This window comes from Bacillus sp. FSL K6-3459 (genome assembly GCF_038003305.1).
Lineage (GTDB): Bacteria > Bacillota > Bacilli > Bacillales > Bacillaceae > Bacillus > Bacillus pumilus_O.
The window spans coordinates 1,361,325-1,379,716 of record NZ_JBBOOW010000001.1 but is presented as its reverse complement, the minus strand read 5'-3'; the positions used below and the strand labels follow the sequence as shown (position 1 = coordinate 1,379,716).

General features: G+C 40.1%; 22 protein-coding genes. 4 read left to right on the top strand and 18 right to left on the bottom strand.

Annotated features, from left to right (window positions below):
• Window positions 1-106 precede the first annotated feature (106 nt).
• Complete coding sequence (locus tag MHI35_RS06845; protein ID WP_340991516.1) at window positions 107-382, top strand: hypothetical protein; 276 nt, start codon at window positions 107-109, stop codon at window positions 380-382.
• A 65-nt stretch (window positions 383-447) separates the two neighbouring features.
• Here MHI35_RS06845 and lepB read toward each other — a convergent pair whose 3' ends face one another.
• The 8 genes from lepB to MHI35_RS06805 form a co-directional block, all read right to left on the bottom strand.
• Window positions 448-1,020, bottom strand: a complete 573-nt coding sequence (gene lepB, locus MHI35_RS06840; protein ID WP_284553841.1) for a signal peptidase I — start codon at window positions 1,018-1,020, stop codon at window positions 448-450.
• A 211-nt stretch (window positions 1,021-1,231) separates the two neighbouring features.
• Window positions 1,232-3,124 carry a PTS fructose transporter subunit IIABC gene (locus MHI35_RS06835; RefSeq protein ID WP_211063899.1) on the bottom strand — a complete coding sequence of 631 codons (1,893 nt, stop codon included), beginning with the start codon at window positions 3,122-3,124 and terminating at the stop codon, window positions 1,232-1,234.
• Between the two features lie 13 nt (window positions 3,125-3,137).
• A complete protein-coding gene (gene pfkB / locus MHI35_RS06830; RefSeq protein WP_144523213.1) occupies window positions 3,138-4,049 on the bottom strand; it encodes a 1-phosphofructokinase in 912 nt (303 codons plus the stop codon).
• A complete protein-coding gene (locus MHI35_RS06825) occupies window positions 4,046-4,801 on the bottom strand; it encodes a DeoR/GlpR family DNA-binding transcription regulator (RefSeq protein WP_144503347.1) in 756 nt (251 codons plus the stop codon). Before MHI35_RS06825 ends, pfkB begins: the two co-directional genes overlap by 4 nt.
• 320 nt (window positions 4,802-5,121) lie before the next feature.
• Window positions 5,122-6,315 carry an ABC transporter permease gene (locus tag MHI35_RS06820; protein ID WP_144523214.1) on the bottom strand — a complete coding sequence of 398 codons (1,194 nt, stop codon included), beginning with the start codon at window positions 6,313-6,315 and terminating at the stop codon, window positions 5,122-5,124.
• On the bottom strand, window positions 6,302-7,003 hold the full coding sequence (locus MHI35_RS06815) for an ABC transporter ATP-binding protein (protein ID WP_144523215.1): 702 nt from the start codon (window positions 7,001-7,003) through the stop codon (window positions 6,302-6,304). The genes MHI35_RS06820 and MHI35_RS06815 overlap by 14 nt, the downstream gene beginning before the upstream one ends.
• Window positions 7,000-8,106 (bottom strand): efflux RND transporter periplasmic adaptor subunit, encoded by a 1,107-nt coding sequence (locus MHI35_RS06810; protein ID WP_144523216.1) that lies wholly within the window; start codon window positions 8,104-8,106, stop codon window positions 7,000-7,002. The genes MHI35_RS06815 and MHI35_RS06810 overlap by 4 nt, the downstream gene beginning before the upstream one ends.
• 9 nt (window positions 8,107-8,115) lie before the next feature.
• Window positions 8,116-8,742, bottom strand: a complete 627-nt coding sequence (locus MHI35_RS06805; protein WP_012009800.1) for a YIP1 family protein — start codon at window positions 8,740-8,742, stop codon at window positions 8,116-8,118.
• 517 nt (window positions 8,743-9,259) lie between these two features.
• On the opposite strand from MHI35_RS06805, the gene MHI35_RS06800 reads away from it, so the two are divergent.
• A complete protein-coding gene (locus MHI35_RS06800; protein WP_003211488.1) occupies window positions 9,260-9,637 on the top strand; it encodes a Rok-like winged helix domain-containing protein in 378 nt (125 codons plus the stop codon).
• 46 nt (window positions 9,638-9,683) lie between these two features.
• Here MHI35_RS06800 and moaD read toward each other — a convergent pair whose 3' ends face one another.
• Genes moaD through MHI35_RS06770 form a run of 6 tightly spaced genes read right to left on the bottom strand, consistent with a single transcriptional unit; the run spans window position 9,684 to window position 13,818 of the window.
• Window positions 9,684-9,917, bottom strand: a complete 234-nt coding sequence (moaD, locus tag MHI35_RS06795; RefSeq protein WP_065097192.1) for a molybdopterin converting factor subunit 1 — start codon at window positions 9,915-9,917, stop codon at window positions 9,684-9,686.
• The gene (locus tag MHI35_RS06790) at window positions 9,910-10,401 is read right to left on the bottom strand and encodes a molybdenum cofactor biosynthesis protein MoaE (protein ID WP_335349097.1); all 492 of its coding nucleotides are present in this window, start codon (window positions 10,399-10,401) and stop codon (window positions 9,910-9,912) included. Before MHI35_RS06790 ends, moaD begins: the two co-directional genes overlap by 8 nt.
• A complete protein-coding gene (gene mobB / locus MHI35_RS06785) occupies window positions 10,398-10,922 on the bottom strand; it encodes a molybdopterin-guanine dinucleotide biosynthesis protein B (RefSeq protein ID WP_335349096.1) in 525 nt (174 codons plus the stop codon). Before mobB ends, MHI35_RS06790 begins: the two co-directional genes overlap by 4 nt.
• A complete protein-coding gene (locus tag MHI35_RS06780) occupies window positions 10,904-12,181 on the bottom strand; it encodes a molybdopterin molybdotransferase MoeA (RefSeq protein ID WP_260983052.1) in 1,278 nt (425 codons plus the stop codon). Before MHI35_RS06780 ends, mobB begins: the two co-directional genes overlap by 19 nt.
• A 9-nt stretch (window positions 12,182-12,190) precedes the next feature.
• The gene (locus MHI35_RS06775) at window positions 12,191-13,207 is read right to left on the bottom strand and encodes a thiazole biosynthesis adenylyltransferase ThiF (RefSeq protein WP_144523220.1); all 1,017 of its coding nucleotides are present in this window, start codon (window positions 13,205-13,207) and stop codon (window positions 12,191-12,193) included.
• Between the two features lie 29 nt (window positions 13,208-13,236).
• On the bottom strand, window positions 13,237-13,818 hold the full coding sequence (locus MHI35_RS06770) for a molybdenum cofactor guanylyltransferase (RefSeq protein ID WP_211063903.1): 582 nt from the start codon (window positions 13,816-13,818) through the stop codon (window positions 13,237-13,239).
• 84 nt (window positions 13,819-13,902) lie between these two features.
• Between MHI35_RS06770 and MHI35_RS06765 the strand changes: the two genes are divergently transcribed.
• Window positions 13,903-14,820 carry a sigmaE regulated sporulation protein gene (locus tag MHI35_RS06765; RefSeq protein ID WP_144523222.1) on the top strand — a complete coding sequence of 306 codons (918 nt, stop codon included), beginning with the start codon at window positions 13,903-13,905 and terminating at the stop codon, window positions 14,818-14,820.
• Window positions 14,821-14,870: 50 nt separating this feature from the next.
• Here the strand turns inward: MHI35_RS06765 and rok are convergent, their stop codons facing one another.
• The 3 genes from rok to ahpA all read right to left on the bottom strand — a co-directional run bounded on the left by rok (window position 14,871) and on the right by ahpA (window position 17,006).
• Window positions 14,871-15,452, bottom strand: coding sequence for a transcriptional regulator Rok (gene rok / locus MHI35_RS06760; RefSeq protein ID WP_144523223.1), 582 nt, complete (start codon window positions 15,450-15,452; stop codon window positions 14,871-14,873).
• A 470-nt stretch (window positions 15,453-15,922) separates the two neighbouring features.
• Complete coding sequence (locus MHI35_RS06755) at window positions 15,923-16,381, bottom strand: TlpA family protein disulfide reductase (RefSeq protein WP_050945138.1); 459 nt, start codon at window positions 16,379-16,381, stop codon at window positions 15,923-15,925.
• 82 nt (window positions 16,382-16,463) lie between these two features.
• Window positions 16,464-17,006 (bottom strand): biofilm-specific peroxidase AhpA, encoded by a 543-nt coding sequence (ahpA, locus tag MHI35_RS06750; RefSeq protein ID WP_003211758.1) that lies wholly within the window; start codon window positions 17,004-17,006, stop codon window positions 16,464-16,466.
• Window positions 17,007-17,277: 271 nt separating this feature from the next.
• On the opposite strand from ahpA, the gene MHI35_RS06745 reads away from it, so the two are divergent.
• The gene (locus MHI35_RS06745; RefSeq protein ID WP_144523224.1) at window positions 17,278-18,087 is read left to right on the top strand and encodes a mechanosensitive ion channel family protein; all 810 of its coding nucleotides are present in this window, start codon (window positions 17,278-17,280) and stop codon (window positions 18,085-18,087) included.
• A 26-nt stretch (window positions 18,088-18,113) separates the two neighbouring features.
• Here MHI35_RS06745 and MHI35_RS06740 read toward each other — a convergent pair whose 3' ends face one another.
• Window positions 18,114-18,356, bottom strand: coding sequence for a YkuS family protein (locus MHI35_RS06740; protein ID WP_003211408.1), 243 nt, complete (start codon window positions 18,354-18,356; stop codon window positions 18,114-18,116).
• Window positions 18,357-18,392: the final 36 nt, after the last annotated feature.

The following is an 18,392-nucleotide window of genomic DNA, read 5'->3' as shown; positions in this document are numbered from 1 at the left end:
ATAACATGAATAACGTTTGTTAGAAACGTCTCTCACTAAGAACGAAGACAAATTGTCCAATATGTTATAATAAGCGGGAATGATTGATTGAAGGAGTTCGTGCGATTTGAGATTACTTACACTGATGGAATACTGTTTATTGATTTTCTTTATGGGTATTTATTTATCTGCAACAGGCTTTAATGCGAGGGATTTTGGCCTTTATATTGGGCTTGTGCTTATTTACACACTGGTACACATCTTTTCAAAACGCTTTTTACAAAAGCGAGGGAAAGAAAATCATAAGATCGGATTGTTTCGGTCCGTCTTAGCCATTACCGAGTCTGTTTTTGTTTCTGTGTTGGCGATTGTGCTCATTGTTACGGTGCTCACGCCAAATTAAAAACGACCCTTCTTTTAAGGGTCGCCCATTCAAGCACTTTTCTCACGCACCTGAGAAGGGTGCTTTTATTTTGTTTGCCGAATGTCGCCAAATGGGAAGAAAACAAATTCTGATGTCCCGACAACCCGATCCTTTTCAATGAGTCCAAGTCCATTTCTGCTGTCCATGGAATTGAGTCTGTTGTCCCCCATCACAAAGTAATCGTTTTTCGGTACTTTTACTGGACCAAAATCCCCTGTCAAATGCACTTCATACTCTTTCGCATGTGCCTTGTTCTCTTTTAAATAAGACTCATCAACTTTTTTACCATTAATGTAAAGTGTATCATCCTTCATTTCAATCGTGTCTCCTGGAAGACCGATCAATCGTTTTACATAATGAATTTTCTGACCATCTTTTCCATTAATAATCACGATGTCACCTCGTTTGACACCACCTAGATAGTTAATGGTTTTGTTGACAAACAACTTTTCTCCATCATGAAGGGTCGGTTCCATCGATTCTCCTTCCACCACATACGGCTCAAATATAAACGTTCGGATGAGCAAGACGAGTGCAAGTGCAATTAAAATGGCTTTGATCCATTCAAACAGTGAACTTTTCTTCTCTGTTTTGGCTTGCTTTGCATCAGATTGAATATCATTTTCGTTTTGTTTGTTTTCTTCGTTCAAAATACTGCTTCCTCCTAAGACTTTCTGCTAAAAGACTTGAAACGTGAATTGAATAACTTTACTTTATCACATGTCAATTAAAAATTCACAAGACAACCATTCAATTAGATATTTTTTCCTAATTTGTTCATACTTAAACAAAAAGAAGCACCGCTCTTCACGATGCTTCTCTTCTGAATTACGCTTCTAGTTTCACTGGTTTTTTCAAAATACCAAGTAAAATCGCTGTTACAACGGCACCGATTAAGATGCTAATGATATAAAGAACTGGATGATTTGTTACCCAGAAAACGAATAGTCCGCCGTGCGGTGCAGGAAGCGTGACTCTAAAGAATTCCGTTAATCCACCAGCCACAGCTGCTCCAATGACAGCTGAAGGAATCACTCGTAGAGGGTCAGCCGCTGCAAACGGGATCGCCCCTTCAGTAATGAAGGCAGCTCCCATGAAGTAGCATGTAATCCCTGCTTCTCGGTCACGTTTTGAGAACTTATTTCTAAAAATTGTTGTAGCAAGTGCAATACCTAGTGGTGGTACCATTCCGCCTGCCATGATAGCAGCGTGCGGTGCATAGTTTCCAGCAGCAATCATCGCAAGACCAAATGTGTAAGCCGCTTTGTTTATTGGGCCACCCATATCAATCGCCATCATACCTGCTAAGATAATGCCCATTAAGACAAGGTTTCCAGTACCTAAAGTTTCAAGCCAATGAGTTAATCCGTCCATCACCATTTTTACTGGTGTGTTCACAATGTAATGCATGATGATACCTGTGAAGAAAATACCGAACAATGGATACAGCAGAACCGGTTTAATCCCATCGAGTGACTGCGGTACGAATGTGAATACTTTTTTAAGTAACACAACGACATAACCAGCAAGGAAACCAGCAATGAGTCCACCTAAGAATCCTGCACCTGCTGCTGACGCCATAAATCCACCGACCATACCCGGCGCAAAACCTGGACGATCTGCAATACTCATCGCAATAAATCCAGCTAATACAGCCACGATTAAGGCAAGTGCATTATCTCCGCCAATGCCTTTTAATACAGCTGCAAATGAATTAAATGAAGGGTCTTTAGGATCTGCTGAGTTAATTCCCCAGAAGAATGAAATTGCAACAAGAATACCGCCTCCGACAACAAATGGAAGCATGTTGCTTACACCGCTCATTAAGTGCTTGTAAAAACCACTTCTCCCTTTGCCAGATGACTCATGTTCGTCTTTTGAAGAACTGCCGCCAGAGCCTTTATAGATCGGCGCATCTTGATTAACTGCTTTTTCAATCAACTCCTGCGGACGACGGATTCCTGCTGTCACAGGTACTTCAATGACATGTTTGCCTTTAAATCGTTCCATTTCCACTTGCTTGTCCGCTGCCACAATAATGGCTGGTGCTTCTTCGATTTCCTTTGCAGTAAGGGCGTGTTTAATACCGCCAGAGCCGTTTGTTTCGACTTTAATGTCAATGCCCATTTCTTTCGCTTTTTCTTTCAAAGCATCTGCTGCCATAAATGTATGTGCAATACCTGTTGGGCAAGCTGTTACTGCTAAAATCTTAGCTGGTTTACCTGCTACAACAGGCTCCTCTTGAACTTCCTCTTCTTCTTCATCGTCCTTATCATGCGTATTGATGATATCAATGATTTCATCTTCAGAAGCCGCTTCAAGTAGTTGCTTTCTGATTTCTTCACGCATCAAAAGTGTTGATAAACGAGAAAGCGCTTCTAAATGCGTGTTGTTTGCGCCTTCAGTTGCTGCAATCATAAAGACAAGATGGCTCGGCTGCGCATCCAGCGATTCATAATCTACACCAGCTACCGAGCGACCAAATGCAATAGCAGGCTCTTTGACACTCGCTGTTTTAGCGTGAGGGATAGCAATTCCTTCACCAATACCAGTAGAGCTCTGTTTTTCACGGTTGATCACCGCTTCTTTGTAGCCCTCTTTATCATTTAACTTGCCTGCTGTATCTAAAACAGTGACTAGTTCTTCAATGACTGCTTCTTTCTGCTGGCTGTCTAATTGAAGCTTAATGGTCTGCTTTGTGAGTAGTTCTGTTATTTTCATGATGACTCCTCCTTTAAATGCGTGTGACTTTTACTTGTGGTAATAGTGTGTCGACAAGCTCTTTTGTCCCAAGCTCTTCAGAAAATGCTGTAGCACTGCCTGATGTGACGCCGAGCTTAAATGATTCTTCAATCGAAAGACCTTTCGAAACGCCGGCTAAAAATCCTGCAACGACCGAATCCCCTGCACCAACCGAATTAACAAGCGTACCCTTTGGAACATTGGACTGATAAATCCCTTCCTTACTAAATAAGAGAGCACCATCTCCAGCCATGGATACGATGACATGTTCAGCACCTTGTTCTAACAGCTTCTTCCCATAAGGAATGGCTTCTTCCGAAGTAGAGATACTTGTCTCAAACATTTCGCCTAGTTCATGATGGTTTGGTTTCATTAAGAACGGTTTCAAGCCTGCTGCTTTTTTTAAGGCTTCTCCAGAAATATCAAGGACCACTCTAACGCCTTGCTTTTCGCATACCTCAGCAATACGTTCATACGTGTTATGAGGCAATGAAGAAGGAATGCTGCCAGCTAACACAACGACATCTCCTTCAATCAATGAAGTAAATTGAGACAGAAACGAATCAAATTGCGCTTCAGTAATTGATGGACCGAGTCCGTTGATTTCGGTTTCTTCACCTGTTTTTAGTTTCACATTAATTCGTGTATCTTCTGACACCTCGTGAAAGGCCGTTTGTAATTGTTCGTTTTGTAAAAAGTCTTGAATATATTTGCCTGTAAATCCACCTATGAATCCAAGCGCCTTTGATTCAACACCGTGACGTTTTAAAAGTCTTGAGACATTAATTCCTTTTCCGCCCGGATATTTTTTGTCATAGGTTGAACGATTCAAACCACCGACTGCAAAATCCTCCACGTGTACGATGTAATCAACTGATGGGTTTAAAGTAACTGTATAAATCATGTTTTCACTACCTTTATAACCGTTTTTTCATGGTAATTATCGAATGAATCCTCTTTTGCGTCGTTTGTGATAATGGTGGCTTCCTGTAAACTAGCAAAGGTTGAAAACGATATTTCGCCAAACTTTGAGGCATCTGTTAAGATATAGGTTTTTTTCGCCTGCTTCATGGCCCTTTTTTTCATGAGCGCTTCCTCTGGATCAGGTGTTGTAAACCCCGCCTCGGGATGAATACCGTTCGTCCCAACAAAGCTTTTGTCAAAACGATAATGTTCCATCGCCGTCAAAGCTGCGGCTCCGACCATGGCTCCTGTTCGATGTTTCACTGATCCGCCTATCAGGTAAAAAGAAATGCCTTTTCTCATGAGTGCTTCAATGTGCATAACACCGTTTGTCACCACAACAATATCTTGATCTGGATCGATATATTCAATCATTTGCTGTGTGGTCGTACCAGCGTCTAAATAAATACAATCGCCTTGTTTTAAAAGTGAAGCAGCTGCCTCTGCAACCAATGACTTTTCTTGAAGGTTTTTGGCAGATTTCTCAAATACATCTGGTTCAAGACGGATACTTGATATCTTGGCTGCTCCCCCATGGACTCTTTTTAAAAATCCTTTTTCTTCAAGGGCTGATAAATCTCTTCTAATAGTAGATTCAGACGCATCCGTCATAATCGTTAAGTCCTGTATTTTGATGACATCATTTTCTTCTAAACAGTCGATAATGAGTTGATGTCTTTCCGGTGTTAACATGAAAACACCCCCTTTTGAAAACGTATTCATTTTGCGCGCACCTTTATTGTAATCGCTTTTTTCAACATTATCAATACAAAACAATCAAATACATTCAATAACTATCAAAATCTTTCACCATGGTCATCTTACCTTTATATGTACCATTTGTAAACTGAAAAATATGTGACATTAAGATGAAAGTCATGATCTTAGCATTTCTATCATTTTTCATTTCATTCAATAGAACTAAAAAAAGCTTTTATGCGATATGCATAAAAGCTTTTGATACTTGATTACAGCGGAATTCAAACTGTTTGTATGCTTTTGTTCTATCGAAATTATTCATATCTAAGAGAATCAATCGGATCTAGTCTTGCTGCTTTATTTGCAGGAATTAACCCAAAAACAATCCCAATAAGCATACTAAACAGCACACCTACACAGATGATTTGCCAAGATACTAAGGACGGCCAGCCAGCAATGAGTGATACTAACGAGGCACCGCCTATACCTAGTGCAATCCCCATCAACCCACCGATCAAGGTTAACACGACAGACTCAATTAAAAATTGAACGAGTATTTGAGCCCTCGTTGCTCCAATTGCTTTTCGAATACCGATTTCCCTTGTCCTCTCTGTCACAGAAACAAGCATAATATTCATCACGCCGATACCGCCGACAAGTAAAGAAATTCCAGCTATGGAGCCAATGATTGTTGTCATAACGGACGTGATTTGACCGATGCCTTCTGCGATTTCTTCCATATTGATCATTTCATAAGCATCTTCTGTATGATGATTTTCATTTAATAATGCAGCCGCATTCTTTCCTACTTCCTTCATTTGATCAGCATGTGCGACTTGAATTGACAACTTATCGTATTCATTGATCCCAAATGTGGAGGTGAGCATTGCAAATGGGACATATATTTCATTCATATCGAATGAAAGCATCCCTTTCTGTTTGGCTAAAACACCGATGACTTCAACTGGCTGTCCGTTCATCCAAATCATTTCGCCCAAGGCCTTCTTGCCATTAAATAATTCTTTTTGTAAGCCTTCAGAGATCAGGGCGGCTCTTCTGCCGCTTCTAAAGTCAATATCTTTTAAATTCTGTCCTTCTGCTATTTGTAATGAATGGACATTCGTATACCCTTCATTTATACCGTTAACTGTCGCGTCCACTGTCGTATCTTGAAATCTCAGCTGCATTCCTTGCGCAGTCGAAGAGGCAACCTGATTCACTCCATTCATTGTCTTAATGCTTTTAATGTCTTCTTCAGTAAATGTGGCGTCGAATAAAGCATTAGGATTTGCATTTAACTCTTCGTCAGAAGGCGTATACGTCATATCAACGGTATTGTTTGGACCTGAAATCGATCCTTTTAGCATTTGCTCGCCGCCTTGACCGATAGCTACAACCGCAATGACTGATCCAACACCAATAATAATCCCAAGCATCGTTAAAATAGAACGTAATTTATGAGCTAAAACAGAATTCATCGCTATTTTGATATTTTCAAAGAGTTTCATTCATAGCGTCCCCTTGTGTCAATCTATCTTCAACGAGTCGTCCATCTCTTACAACGACCGTTCGATTTGTATATGCAGCTATTTCTTCTTCATGGGTAACAAGTACAATCGTTGTCCCTTCCTCATTCAGCTTCGTAAACTGTTCCATGATGGAGAAGCTTGTTTTTGAGTCAAGAGCGCCTGTCGGTTCATCTGCTAAGATAAGCTGCGGCTTATTGACAATTGCACGGGCAATTGCCACCCTTTGCTTTTGCCCTCCCGACAACTCACTTGGCATATGTTTCATTCGGTCTGCCAAACCAACCTTTTCAAGTGCCATCTCTGCGCGTTCTTTTCTTTCCTTTTGACTGATACCAGCGTAAATCATCGGAAGCTCAACATTACGCCTCGCATTTAACCTCGGCAACAAGTGAAACTGCTGAAAGACAAATCCAATGAATTGATTTCGAATCACTGCGAGGTCTTGATCCTTTGCTGCTGACAGCTCTCTTCCTTGAAAACGATATTGTCCTGTAGTTGGCCGGTCTAAACAGCCAATGATATTCATTAACGTCGATTTTCCAGAGCCAGACGGGCCCATAATGGACATATACTCGCCTTTTTCAATGGCAAGATCGATCTCACTTAATACATCAAATGCTTCTTGGGCAACCTCATAGCTTTTTGTCACGTTTGAAAGCTGAATCATTCAGCATTCACTTCCATTCCGTCATACATGTCCTCTGATGGATGAGAAATGATTTGATCCTCAGCTACGACACCGTTTGTCACTTCAAGGTCTTTACCTGACGTTTCCCCTAGCTCCACTTTTACTTTTTTAAGTACATTCTTTTTGACTACATAAACGTATTGTCCATCATCCTCTTTTTTTACAGCTGATTCAGGAATCGTTAGTGCTTGCCGCTTATCTGTTTCAATTTCCATGATCATTTTAAAACCAGGTTTTGCTTCAGGTTTTTTTCCCTTTATTTCGATTTCAACTGGATATTGCACCGTTTGATCACCAGCAGTTGTTTCGGATGTTGCCTGAGCAGGTACAACTCCCACTTTTTTCACGACCCCTTGCCAGCTCTTTCCGCGAATGACATCAGACGTGATCTTTACTTTTTGTTTCTTTTTCACTTTTATGGCGTCATACTCAGAAATCAATCCTCGCACAATCATTTTTTTCTCATTGCCAATATGAATAATCGGCTGCCTTTCTTCCGGCTTTCCGGCCCCATCTTCTTGCTCAATGGAAATCACTGTACCGTCAATTTTACTATGTACGATTAAATCTTCTATTTGTGCTTTTACTTTTTCTTGGCTGATCTCTGCTTGTTTTTGTTCTAATTCAGCTGCTTTCAGCTCTAGTTCAAGCTGGTCTCGCTCGTTTTTAGGATTGGCAGCAGAGTCACCTTCTTGTTTTTTATCTAATTCGTTCAATCTATTTTGTAATTGTTCGCGTTTTAACGTACTGGATTCAGCCGCAAGAGCTTGCTGCTCTTCTTCAAGCTCTAGCTCCCTATTTTCATATGTAAGAAGCGGCGTTCCAGGCTTTACCTTTTCTCCTTCTTTTACAGAAATCCCCTTCAAATGTCCCTTGTCCTCTTCTGCATAAATGAATTGCTCTTCAGAGAATGAAAGTGTGCCTGGCGTCATGACCTTAGTGGTGATTTCTTTTTGCATGGGTTTTACTGTTTTAATCGCTGCTGTTGAAGCAGGATTTGATTGATTTTTTGCAATGTTAAAGCCAATAAATAGACCGATAACAATAATAAAAATGGATCCGATGATGATTTTCTTTCTCATAAAGACATTCTACCCCCAGCTTACTGATATGGTGATTGCAGTTCCTACATATTGAAAAATGATAGATAAGAGATAAAAGACTCCTATAATAGTCCAAGTTATTCTTGGCGATATATGACCAACTTTCATCAATAAAAAGCCTGTTAAAACAAGATTCCAGATCACAAATAGATCTATATTGGCAAGCACAGCATGCCATGGACCAGACGTTTGAATGAGTGCATTTAATGAGGTGATTGTGGTGTTTTTTGGTACATGGAACAGAATGATGGACAGATGAGAAATAATCGTCCCAACGATCGTAACTGGTGTAATAAACAGGACCGCTGAAAACAGCTGCTGAAACGATGCATCCCCCTTTGCTAAAAATACGATAAGCTTATATATTGCAGCATTAACCACAAGCCCGAGAAGGAGACCAATAAGCGTCACCACATAAACGACCGATACCGGCAAGCTTAAATCTGCCCACATTCCTTCATTCACCAGCTCTGACAAATAAGTCACAATCACTGTTAAAAGAAGGACACAAGTTAAAGGCCACCAAACCACCGGATTCTCCCATACTCTTTTCAGGTGCTCTGAAGGTCTTGTACTCACTCCAATGATCGTAGGCTTTTGCACATTTTCTTTCATCAAATGTCATCCTCTCTATGCCACGCAAGTATGCAAACGCACATGTTCTCTCTTTATCTTTCTATTTTATCAAAAGATTGCCAATAAGTGATGGCTGATTTGATTTTCTTGTTTTCATTGCGGGAAAAAATGATCTATTATTCTATTATCATGAATGACATCCTCCAAATGACACCATAACCAGACCATATTCATATCAAAAAATAGAGGTTTACTGACGTAAAAATCATTTTATCAAAAAAACACATGTCTTTCGGAATAAATATCCTTTTCCTTTGAATTTGGGTGATCTTCGTGAGACACAACAATTTTTTGTTAAAATAATCCTAGTAATTTCAACAAATCCCGGCTTTATAGGACTATGATTGGTTTCTTTTATAGAACAAATGAGCCTTTAGTAACAATACTTTCATATTAAAAAATTAAAAATATCATGATTTTACTTGATCAAAAGTTATTTTTTCATATAATGTAAAATAGAGGTAGGTTAAATGATAGTGGAAATGGAGTCAAGTGAATGTTAAGAGAAAAATTGAAAACGCAATTGATTTTACTTTATGAAAAGGAACAAGAAGCATGGCAATACTTTCGAAAGGAAAGAGAACTGATTTATCATGAGCTCAAATTACTTGATATGAAAGAAAGCAGACCCTCTAATGACAAAATATACTACGCTGCTAGATGTGTAGATATTATTAAAGAGAAAAAGGGAAGCATTGTGAGCACAAAAGAATTAAAAGAACAGCTTCAAGCACAGACAGATTTCAATGTGAGACGAATTAGCGAATTGTATGATCTGATACAACAGCTCGATCCTCACATTTCTAAAGCACGAAGGGGATGTTTTATTTACGAAGATCACACCCAAATACCTCTACAATCTTTTCACACATAAAAAATTGGTTACAGCCGCTGGCCATAACCAAATCCTCTAATATCTATTATCCACCACTTACAGGAGGAATGAATGCAACAGTGTCCCCGCTACGCACTTCAGCGTTTCCCCTCGTATATAATTCGTTGACTGCAACCATCACGTTTTGTGCAGCATCAACACCATATACCTCCTGTAATTCTAATTTAATCTCATCAACCGTTGTTTGATCTTTTTGAATGATGATTTGTTGTTTACCGGCCTTTTCAGCAAGGCCGGCGAACAATAATACACTAATCAAGCTGATCACCTTCTTTCTTAGCTAGTTGAAGATCGCTAGGTTTACCCTCAGGATATGAAACTGTTTCAAGCTGATTACCTATCCAGGCCTCCCCGTCTTCCCAATATTCTTTTTTCCAAATTGGCACGATTTCTTTAATTCGCTCAATAGCATATTCGTTCGCTTCGTACGCAGCCTTCCTATGAGGAGATGAAACGGCTATCGCAACAGCAATATCCGTTATATCAAGTGTTCCGATCCGGTGCACAATGGCGGCTTCAGTATCAGGCCACCGTTTCTTGATTTCCTGTCCAATTTGACATAGCATGCTTTCTGCCATTGGTATGTAAGCTTCATAAGTTAAGCGCAACGTCTTCTTACCGTTAGTCCACTCTCTGACCGTCCCGATAAACGTCGTAATGGCTCCTGCCTTCCGACTTGTCACGTGCTGAATCAATTCATTCACATCAATCGGCACTTTTGTTATTTTAAAAAGTTCACTCAAAAAGAGCCGCCTCCCTTCAATAAGTTATAACAAAATGGATTCGCATCCTTTTCAAAGGCTGAAAACACTGGAAAAGAGTAATTTTTGGCTAACTGAAACTCTTGAGAAAAATAAATAGCTGCTTGTATATTGGAAAGTGTTGATAGATCAATAAGCTCCTCTTCATTCTTCACACAAACGATTTTGCGGTATGGTGCCTGTTTATACCCTTCTATCAAGACTGCGTCTAATGGAAGATGCTGACACATGCTGAGCAATTGCTTTAACGTGATGTGCTGCATCGAAAAGTGAAATTCACCCTCGCCTTCCACGCCTGCGGCAAATGCACCCGCCCCGACATATCGATCGGTGTCTTTTTCTTTCAAAAGACAATCTGGTTTACCGCCATGTCCATGGTGTTTAAAGCAGCCTAGCTTCAGCCCATCAAGTACAGCTAGCTGACAGATCTTTTCAATTAACGACGTCTTTCCGCTGTTTTGATAACCGACCACCTGTAATATACTTAATGTGTCATCCAGCATGGGGAACCCTCGCCTTCGTGCTGAAACAGCAGAACATGTACCTGATCACCGGCCTTAAAACCTCTTGTTCCACCTGGCAGCACGATGAAACAGTTAGCCTCTGCAATTGATGTCACGGCACTTGATTTATCAAGACCTGTTGGGGTCACACTGAGCTGACTGCCTGTGAATTGAAGTGCTGCTCTGACAAACCGAGTGAACGGATTGGCTTTTGGAAAATCGTGTGTCAGCTTCGCCTCAGCAAAATCAGGGAACGGCTGTTTCTTCAAAGACCATTTATAGATCATCGGTTTCACAAATAATTCAAAGCCAACAAAACAGGCAGCAGGATTTCCTGACAGGCCAAACAGCAGTTGACCATTTGGCATTGCAGCAACCGTCGTCACACTTCCGGGTCTCATGGCCACTTTATTAAATAGCACTTCAGCTCCCAGCTTTTCATAAATTGCGGGGAGAAAGTCAAAATCACCTACTGAAACTCCGCCTGTTGTGATTAAGAAGTCTACTTTGCTTAAGGCTGCTTTGACTGCTTGATAGCTTTTGTCAAAATCATCGGACACACCACCTAAATCAAGCGGCTCACCCCCAGCTTTGAGGATCTGAGCATAAACCATACTAAGGTTACTATTTCTAATCTTCCCGTCCACCATCGCATCACTCACTTGAAGAAGTTCTGTGCCTGTTGAGATGATGCCAATCACTGGCTTTTTGACCACTGGGACGACCGCATATCCAAATGTCGCCAATAAGGCTGTCACGCCCGGAGTAACTTTGGTTCCTTTTTTGAGCATCACATTCCCTTCAAGTACCTCTTCTCCTTGACGAGAAATATTGTCCCCTTTTTTCAGCGGTCTTTTAAGTGACATATATGATTTTCCGTCTTTTTCAAAGGTTTTAGTCAGCTCAAGCATGATGACGACATTTGCTTCATTCGGGATTTTTGCTCCTGTCATGATACGGATGGCTTGGAAGGGACCGACGGTTTTTGCTGAGACCATTCCTGCCCCAATATGATCAATGACTTCAAATTCAACCGGATGCTCGCTTGACGCTTCTTTTGTATCCTCTGCCCGAAGTGCAAAACCATCATACGGGGAACGATCAAATGCAGGCACATCATGATCTGCCAAAATATCTTCTGCAATGAACCTTTCAAGGCTAGTTCTTAAAGGCACCCATTCTACTTCTCCATACTTTTCATATTGATGGACTTTCTGAATGGCTTCTTGTACTGGAATTGGCTGACGTCTTTCCATCACACTTCACTCCTATATCCCTAGCAGTTTTGCTAGTAATGAATTGGCTGCTTTTTCATCATTTGTCCCGTGGATTAATGCACGTCCACCTTTGAAAATGACAATACGATATGACTCATAGCGGACATGGATTAAGAAGTCATTCACTTCCATCTCACAAATAGATGACAGCCGTTCTTTCACATGTTGAAATGATAGATTAGCTAAATCCTTAGATACAACTTGTACGGTATCCCGCCCGCATAGAATCGTCGTTTTTTTACGTTGCTCGTGTAAATAAGGATAGGTTCTATCTTTGCCACAAGATGGACAGTCAGTCTGCTTAGTAAGAGACAAATCCATTTTAAACGAGGTCGCCTGCCAAAGATCAAATGTGACAAATTTCCGTTCGATTTGATCTTCATGTCCTGTTAAATATTTTAGCGCCTCTGTTTGCTGATAAGCAGAAACCATCTGAACTGCTGGAGAAATAATCCCCGCTGTATCACACGTCAAGCCGCCAACAGGCATTTCTGTAAAGACACACGATAAACACGGCGTTTTATCCGGCAAAACGGTCATATACATCCCCTGACTGCTTACACAAGCGCCATATATCCAAGGCGTCTTCGTTTCCTGCGATAAATCATTCATGATCATTCTCGTCTCAAAATTATCCGTCGCATCAATGACAATATTTGCGTTTTGAAATAACGGTCTTAACAGCTCAACACCTGCATCTTCAATTAGGGCATCTATGGTTACTTCATGATTGATCTCTTGGAGACGTTTTTTTGCCGCAACTGCTTTTGGCACATGTGCCTTTGCATCATGTTCTGTGTAAAGCTGCTGCCGCTGTAAATTTGAAAACTCTACATAATCACGATCTACTATCGTTAACGTGCCGATCCCAGACCGGACAAGCCCTTCTGCTGAGGCCGTTCCAAGTGCACCCGCTCCAACAATTAGAACATGACTGTCAGCAAGCGCACGCTGACCCTTTTCCCCAACCGGAGGGAACAAGATTTGTCTTGAATATCGATCATTCAATGCTGTTCTCTCCTCACCATTTTTATGTATCATATCATACCGTTTTCAGGTAAATCGTTTCTTTTATTGATATTTCGAAATTCGTTTGGCGTTGCGTTCAGTTCCTCCTCTGAGACGATACGAACCTTTAGCTTTTGTATTAAATCTTTCATAGCTAATTGGTTCTCTTTTAAACACGCATCAATGGCCGGCAGACAGCGGTGGTGATAAAGCGCAAATAAAGGCTGTAATCTGCCCTGAACAAGCGGGATAATTGCGTCTACGTGCTCGCTACAATAGGACGATAATGCTTCGGCGGTCTCCCTCCGTATGAAAGGCATGTCACATGCCGTCACTAAATACCATGCTGCTTCTTTCTTTTGCATCGCCGTATACATACCTGCAAGCGGCCCATATCCGCGCACCTGTTCATCATCTAACCACACATCTCGTTCACCTCTTTCTTTGAAAAAGGTCAGAAGTGATGGATGGCTGATGATGACCGTCTGTCCTTTCAAAAGCTGTTTTTTCACATGCTCATATAGTGGTTTTCCTTGATACATATAACTTGCCTTTGGCTCTCCAAAACGTCTCGATGCTCCTCCAGCTAACATGACATTGACTACGTCCATCCGCTCTCCCTCCTTTGATATGGTTGTTCTAATCACTCTCATCTCGCATACTTTATTGATAACATGAATAAGGAGGGTCTATCAATGAACAAGCGCCATGCTTCTCCCCTATTCCATGATCTATCTCAAGAGAATTTGTACTTAAAAGCGGAAGCAGCAAAATACCAACAAATGATCTCTGATTTACAGTCCTCATATACGTATTCTAAAAATAAGAAGTTAACTCAAGAATATCATGAGATGAAAAAGGATTACACGCAATTAAAGCAACAATTGGATGAAATGACCATTGCTCAAGATCATACGGCCTCAAAAATACAGGATCTTTCCTACAGCAAATCTGAATTATTACATAAAATAGTCCTTCTTCATGAAATGCTCCAAAAAGAAACCTTTCATAGAAGGAAAGAAACGGAAGAAAAACACCGGTTGCATTTAAAAGTCATCAAATATAAAGAAATCTCTCAACAATTAAATGAACGGATGCAGGATCAAGATAAACGGCTTGCAAAAGAGGAGAAAAAAGGAAATACTTTATCCGCTGTGATTGAGAAACTACAGCAAACATTAAGTGATAAAAACGCAGAGCTTCATCTATTACAGGAAGGCGTTAAACACCTGCAGGAGCGTTTTTATGAAACACAAGAGAAATTACTGCAAATCGAAAAAGCGAAGGAAGCGATTTTTTATGAAACGCTCATCAGCTATCAAAAGCAGTTAGCCGAAAGCGAGGAATGGATCGCATCTCATTTTGCTGATATTGATCAGTCAGCCCAAACAAATCCACAGCCATTCTCTCGAGAAACCCTCCTACAAACAACGGAAGAAATCGAACCTATCTTGAAAAAGCTGAACGAACAAGTTCAAACGCTCCAAGCACAAGTTGATGCGGTGCAGCAAAATGGAGAGATCATGACAGTGAAGATTGACGGTTTCAAAAAACAGCGTGACCACCTGCCAAAGGAACGAAAAATTGTCTATACGGTTGATCAAAAAAAGTAATTCTCGCAATAAAAAAACTGCTGGCTTGACGTCAGCAGTTTCTTTTTTATTTATTCGTCTTCTGTTTGAATATCGCCTTCTAAAATATACTGTCCGCGATATGGCTTTTTCACTTCAGGATACATTTTAATTAAGCTTTGCATAAACGTTGTCATATTTGGAATTTCAAGACCGCTCTCTTTTTCAATTTCTTTTTGAAGTTCAGAGCTTTTAATCGCCGCATTATGACGCTTTAACGTTTTGATCGCAGCTTCACGAAGCTTAGCTGCCTTTGAGCCAGGGCGAGCTGTGCCTCTTCTGCGTCTTGTAGATCCTTCAGGAATACCTACAGGCGCACTGTTTAGCTGCCCTGTTCCTAAAGTTGATGCAGAATTTGATTGTGATTGTGCAGGCGGCTGGTAGCTTCTCATTTCCTGTGCAGCCAGCTCAGCTAATACAGGCAGTGAATCCGTTTTTCTTTCTGTACGCACTTCTTTTTTTGTATCTGACACTAGACCTGTTCCTTGACGGTCTAATTCTCTTAATTTTGCATAAATCGCATCTCGCTCAATTTGATATTCACGGATGACCTTTACTTCTGCTTCGTTTAATTGTTCCAATCGTAATCGTAACGCTTCCCTCTCATTAAACAATGGATTTCCCCCTCATCATATAAAAAATATTCTATAGTAAATATTAGATTAGAAAACTAATTTTATCAACTATTTTTTTATCATTTTACAGTTTGTTATCAGATAGGTATTTTCAACTAAAATTTTGCCAAAGAGGAACAATCGGCATCCATTTCATTGCCACTAAAGGCTTTTGACAAACCTTAAAATATTGTAAAAAATTTGAATAAACACTTATACTACTTGATTTACATCGTTATTTACCAAACTGAAATTTCTTTTGTGCAAAAACGTTCTGAATAGTAAAAAGTTAAAATCTTTACATTTTCATTTCAAAACAAAAATGTAAATAGGTCGTTATACCTTTTTGCTTCAGGAATATTTTTTAATAAACTCCCTCAATTTCTCTTTTCTTAAGAAGAATAAGTCCATTCCGTGCAATAGGTCGCCTATTTTTGTCCATGAAAAAACCCCCATTTATGGGGGGAAGCCTATTCTGCAGCCTTTTCAGACTCAGAAAGCACTCGATTGACACGTTTCTCAAGCATTTTCATTCCGCTTCCGCCAGCTTGGAAGTGACGCAGAGCACCTGTTTTATCAAATACGTAATATGCTGGTACATATTCATTTTCAAAGGCTTCTGTTAATTTATGATCACTATCCACAAAAATTGGCTGCGTGATTTCATGCTCTTTCGCAACTTCTTTGATCTTATCTAGATCTAGATCATCCTCTGAACGCGGCATATGAACGGCTATCACGTTTAGTTGATCCTTGTATTCATCACGGAATTGATTGACTTGAGGCATTGCCTCTTTACAAAGGTGACAGCTGACTGACCAGAAATGAATCAAAGTTGGTTTCTCACCAATTAGATCTTCTTTTGTTACTTCTCCATTTAACCATTCTTTTGCACCAGTTAGCTCTGGCATTGGTTGACGTAATTTCATTATGAAGCGCCTCCATCCATTGTATGTGTCGAAACAAAAAGGTCTAACATTAGTTAGACCCTCCTGTTTCTTCAGCTATCAATTAAAGTGTTTTTTGACCAGGCTTCCAGTTCGCTGGGCAAAGTCCACCAGTTTGTAATGCTTGAAGAACACGTAATGTCTCATCTACATCACGACCGATATTGTTGTGGAATACTGTTTGATATTGAAGTTCGCCTTCTGGGTTGATAATGAATAGACCGCGAAGTGCAATTCCTTCTTCTTCAATTAAAACGCCGTATTCTCTAGATACTGTGTGGTTTGTGTCAGCCGCTAGCGGATATTTCAATTCACCTAGACCATTGTCTTTACGGTCTGTGTTGATCCAAGCAAGATGCGTATGGATTGTATCAGTAGATACACCAATGATTTCAGCATCTAAATCTTCGAACTCATCATAACGATCGCTCATTGCTGTAATTTCTGTTGGGCAAACAAATGTGAAATCCATTGGGTAGAAGAAAAGAACTGTCCATTTGTCATTCTTCATGTTTTCTTCTAGACTCACTTTACCAAATTCCTTGTTAGCAAGTACTGCTTCCATTTCAAAACGTGGAGCTTGTTTTCCTACAAAACGCTCTGCCATATGTAAATCCCTCCAAAAATAATATCTTTATACAGGCTTCTAAGCTGTATATAAAATGAGAATCAAAAGTTGAAATTCTCATTTAGTTAATAACTTCACAATTACAATTATAATACTTAAGCGGTTTTTAGTCAATATTAATTAATAATAAATTTAATTAACGATTTGTCACAATCTCTTGTTCCACTTAATAAAAGTTTAACATGTCTTGCAGAAGGGAACAAATGATTAGCATCTCTATTAGAGCATACATAGAAAGGTTTTGAAGATCATGAAAGCATTTGAACAAGTAGATTGGGTTTCCATTATCCTCAATAGCAGTATGATTTTGCTAAAATTAATCGCTATTTTCGCGATTTACTTTATCATTAGAGCCATCGGAAATAAGATGATTAAGCGTGCTTATTCCACATTCTCCGAAAAGCACGATGTCTCTTTATCAAGAGCTCAAACGCTACAAAGTCTTACGTTGAATATTTTCGCCTACTTATTGATTTTTATTCTAGTCGTCATGATCCTCGACTTATTTCATTATAACCCGACCGCTTTGCTAGCTGGTGCAGGCGTTGTGGGGCTTGCGATCGGTTTTGGCGCTCAAGGACTAGTAAGTGATATTGTGACAGGATTCTTTATCCTATTAGAGAAACAATTCGATGTAGGAGAATATATAACAGTTGCTGGATTTGATGGGATCGTTGAACAAATTGGACTTAGGACCACGCAGCTTCGAAGCTTTGACGGCACCCTTCATTTTATTCCAAATCGAAGCATATTGAACGTGAGCAATCATTCAAGAGGGACTATGCAGGCACTCGTTGATATCGAGCTATCTCCAGAAGAGAATGTGGATCAAATGATCACTGCCCTTCAAGCGGCGTGTGATGAAGTGCGGGAAGACATTCCTCAAATTATCGAAGGACCTCAAGTTGTCGGCGTGGAGGCGTTCGGATCCTCCTCCCTTGTACTGCGCATCATTGCTAAGACCGAAACAATGGAGCAATGGCGGGTAGAACGAATCTTGCGCAAAAAAATGAAAGAAGTACTCGATATAGAAAAAGAGCAAAAAGAACCGGGACGATAATCTACCGGTTCTTTTTATGGTTTGTTTTATTGAACACGCTGTTCTACTTCTTGACAAATTTCATCAGCCGTCATACCAGACGCGGTAATCACAGATGCCTTTGTCGTTGTGTCTGAAATGCCAAGAACATTTGAATCTAGTCCTGTGACGACATAGCAGTCGCACTGATCCATTTGCTGTTCATTTTGAATACGTACGACGTCATATCCTTTTTGCTTCAGTAGTTCTTCTACATCGGATAAAGATGGTTCTACACCAATTCTTGTCATAATCAAGAACACCTCCTGTTCATAAGGTGTACAGGA

Bases quoted from the DNA above. Each gene is read 5' to 3' on its own strand.
- MHI35_RS06835 (WP_211063899.1), bottom strand. From the start codon at position 3,124: ATGAAAATAACAGAACTACTCACAAAGCAGACCATTAAGCTTCAATTA.
- MHI35_RS06755 (WP_050945138.1), bottom strand. From the start codon at position 16,381: ATGAAATTACGTCAACCAATGCCAGAGCTAACTGGTGCAAAAGAATGG.
- MHI35_RS06765 (WP_144523222.1), top strand. From the start codon at position 13,903: ATGAACAAGCGCCATGCTTCTCCCCTATTCCATGATCTATCTCAAGAG.
- mobB (WP_335349096.1), bottom strand. From the start codon at position 10,922: ATGCTGGATGACACATTAAGTATATTACAGGTGGTCGGTTATCAAAAC.
- MHI35_RS06745 (WP_144523224.1), top strand. From the start codon at position 17,278: ATGAAAGCATTTGAACAAGTAGATTGGGTTTCCATTATCCTCAATAGC.
- MHI35_RS06805 (WP_012009800.1), bottom strand. From the start codon at position 8,742: ATGAAAGAAAATGTGCAAAAGCCTACGATCATTGGAGTGAGTACAAGA.
- MHI35_RS06810 (WP_144523216.1), bottom strand. From the start codon at position 8,106: ATGAGAAAGAAAATCATCATCGGATCCATTTTTATTATTGTTATCGGT.
- MHI35_RS06825 (WP_144503347.1), bottom strand. From the start codon at position 4,801: ATGTTAACACCGGAAAGACATCAACTCATTATCGACTGTTTAGAAGAA.
- MHI35_RS06740 (WP_003211408.1), bottom strand. From the start codon at position 18,356: ATGACAAGAATTGGTGTAGAACCATCTTTATCCGATGTAGAAGAACTA.
- MHI35_RS06770 (WP_211063903.1), bottom strand. From the start codon at position 13,818: ATGGACGTAGTCAATGTCATGTTAGCTGGAGGAGCATCGAGACGTTTT.
- ahpA (WP_003211758.1), bottom strand. From the start codon at position 17,006: ATGGCAGAGCGTTTTGTAGGAAAACAAGCTCCACGTTTTGAAATGGAA.
- MHI35_RS06820 (WP_144523214.1), bottom strand. From the start codon at position 6,315: ATGAAACTCTTTGAAAATATCAAAATAGCGATGAATTCTGTTTTAGCT.
- MHI35_RS06800 (WP_003211488.1), top strand. From the start codon at position 9,260: ATGTTAAGAGAAAAATTGAAAACGCAATTGATTTTACTTTATGAAAAG.
- MHI35_RS06815 (WP_144523215.1), bottom strand. From the start codon at position 7,003: ATGATTCAGCTTTCAAACGTGACAAAAAGCTATGAGGTTGCCCAAGAA.
- pfkB (WP_144523213.1), bottom strand. From the start codon at position 4,049: ATGATTTATACAGTTACTTTAAACCCATCAGTTGATTACATCGTACAC.